Origin of the sequence: Streptomyces phyllanthi (assembly GCF_009377205.1) — a bacterium.
In the GTDB taxonomy this organism is placed as follows: Bacteria; Actinomycetota; Actinomycetes; order Streptomycetales; family Streptomycetaceae; genus Streptomyces; species Streptomyces phyllanthi.
In genome coordinates this window covers 1-2305 of record NZ_VJZE01000800.1, presented here as the reverse complement: position 1 = coordinate 2305, position 2305 = coordinate 1, and the positions used below count along the sequence as shown (strand labels likewise).

Sequence of the window (2305 nt, the reverse complement as noted above, 5' to 3'; positions counted from 1 at the left end):
GGCGGGGTCCATGGCCGTATCCGTGTCCGGGTCCGGGTCCGGGTCCGGGGCCGGGGCCGTCAGGAGCCGGAGTCCGGGTCCGGGGTCCAGACGCGGTGGCGCAGACGGAAGAACCCCTTCCAACTCGCCTCGCGTTTCGCGGAGGCGAGGGTCTCGGTGATGCCGCTGGCCCCCGGCTCACGCCGGGGCAGCTTCTTTCGTCGGTTCGTGTGGCCGGGTGGGATCGGTCGTTCCGGTGGGGTCGGTTGGCCCGGGAGGTCCAGCCGACCCAGCAGGTTCACTCGGCCCGGCGGGTCCGGGTGCGCCAACGGGATCGGCTGGCCCAGCAGGTTCGGTACCGGCAGGTCCGGACGACCCACCAGGTTCACCTCGCCCAGCGGGACCGGATGCCCCGACGAGTTGCTGTGGCCCGACGAGTCTCTGTGGCTCGGCGAGTTCGGTTGGCCCGGCGAGTTCTGTTGCCCCGGCAGGTCCAGCCGACCCGGCGGGTTCGGTTGCCCGGGGAAGGCCGGCGGGCCTGGCGGTTGGGGCTGGTCCTGCGGTTGCGGTGCCGTCGTCAATACTGGTTCGTCAAGCCGTACTGGTTCGTCAAGCCGTACTGGTTCGTCCAGCGGTACTGGTTCGTCCAGCCGTACTGCTGCGGCAGTCGGCCGTGGTGCGGGGCTTTCCTGGCGTACGGGGTGCAGCGTGCCCGTGGTCGGAGTGCGGACCGGGTGTGGGAGGGCCGGCGGTGGGGCGTCCTCGCAGTGCAGGAGGCCCTCGGCGAGCATGCGGGCGATCTCGACGGTGACGGGGTAGACCCCGCGTCCGGTGGTGAAGGCAAGGTCGCGTGCGGTGCGGCGGCCGTCGGCGTGGGTCAGGACCTCCCGCCTGACCGGCGGCAGCCGGGGGTCGTCCGGGTCGGCCCCCGGCGTGGGGAGAGGGCGCTCCCGGTCCGGGAGGACCGGGCAGGGCAGCGCGGCGAGGGCGGTGAGCTTGCGGGTCGCCTCCTGGAGCAGCTTCAGCGGGGTCTCCCCGATCGCGACCGGCGCGGTCGGACCGCAACCGGACGGCTCGGCGAGCGGTTCGACACCGCCCACACGGCCCGCGACGACCGCGAACACCGCGTCCTGGAGCGCCAGCATGCTGACGACGCGGAGTTGGGCGGCACCGGCGTACCCGTGGGCGATCAGCCCCGCCTCCGGCCAGCGCCCGGCCCCTGGTTCGCGGAGCAGCCCGTCCCACTGCTCGCCGCTGATCCTCCCCGAACGCAGCAGCAGCGCCTCGGGGCCGGGCGCGCCCGGGCTCTCGACGGCGACGACGAGCCCGCCCCGGAGATGGAAGGCGCCACCGGGTTTACCGGACACGCGGAGCTCTCCGGTCGCGGCGTCCCGTCCGCACTCGGCGAGGGTCCGCGAGAGGAGGCCGTACCCGGCCCGGTCGAGGGATATCCGATGGTCCGTCATCACTCCCCCTTGACCTGTCGCACACACGCCTGACGTGTAACTCCGAGGGGGTAGGTGTAGCAGCCGGGGCAGGCGCCGCGGTGGGAGTCTCGCTACCTGCCGCTACCTGACGGAAGATGGAGCGTCCGGCTGTCCGAACGGTCTTTGTTCGGCGCTCATTTGACCGACTGGGGAACGACTTCTTTCAGGGCTCGGGCGCTCTGAGGGGCGAGGTGCGCGGCCGCCCCGGCGCGGGAGCTGGCTAGACTCGGGCGGGTTGATCGGAGTGGCTGTCGGTAACGGGAGTGATCTGAGATGTCGCTCGACTCCCTGAAGGCCTCGATTCCGGACTATGCCGTGGACCTGCGCCGGAACCTGGACGCGGTGACCGGTGGCTCCGGGCTTTCCCCGCAGCGGCTGTGGGGCACGGTGCTGGTGACGGCGATCGCCTCGCGTTCGGCTGTCGTGCTGCGGGAGCTGGGGGCGGAGGCGAGGGCGCGTCTGTCGCCGGAGGCGTACACGGCTGCCAAGTCGGCTGCCGCGACGATGGCCGTGAGCAACGTCTTCCATCGGACGCGGCATCTTCTGTCGGACCGGGAGTACGGCGCGCTGGGTGCGGGGCTTCGTATGAGCGTCATCGGTGACCCCGGGGTCGACAGGGTGGACTTCGCGTTCTGGGCCTTGGCGGTGTCGGCGGTCAACGGGTGCGGTGTGTGTCTGGACTCCCACGAGCGGGAGCTCCGCAGGGCGGGTCTCGACCGGGCGGCCGTTCAGGAGGCGTTCAAGATCGCTTCGGTCGTCCATGCGGTGGGTGTGACGCTGGACGCGGAGGCGGTGCTGGCCGAGTAGCCCTCTGCTCGCGACGTGCGGGGGTCTGGGGG

Annotated in this window: 2 protein-coding genes; one reads left to right on the top strand and one right to left on the bottom strand. The window is 72.1% G+C overall.

Features of this window, described 5'->3' with window-relative positions; genetic code table 11:
• Nucleotides 1-59 precede the first annotated feature (59 nt).
• Nucleotides 60-1445 (bottom strand): hypothetical protein, encoded by a 1386-nt coding sequence (locus FNH04_RS49210; RefSeq protein ID WP_194237032.1) that lies wholly within the window; start codon nt 1443-1445, stop codon nt 60-62.
• A 294-nt stretch (nt 1446-1739) separates the two neighbouring features.
• On the opposite strand from FNH04_RS49210, the gene FNH04_RS44995 reads away from it, so the two are divergent.
• A complete protein-coding gene (locus FNH04_RS44995; protein WP_152792000.1) occupies nt 1740-2273 on the top strand; it encodes a carboxymuconolactone decarboxylase family protein in 534 nt (177 codons plus the stop codon).
• The last annotated feature ends 32 nt before the right edge of the window (nt 2274-2305 follow it).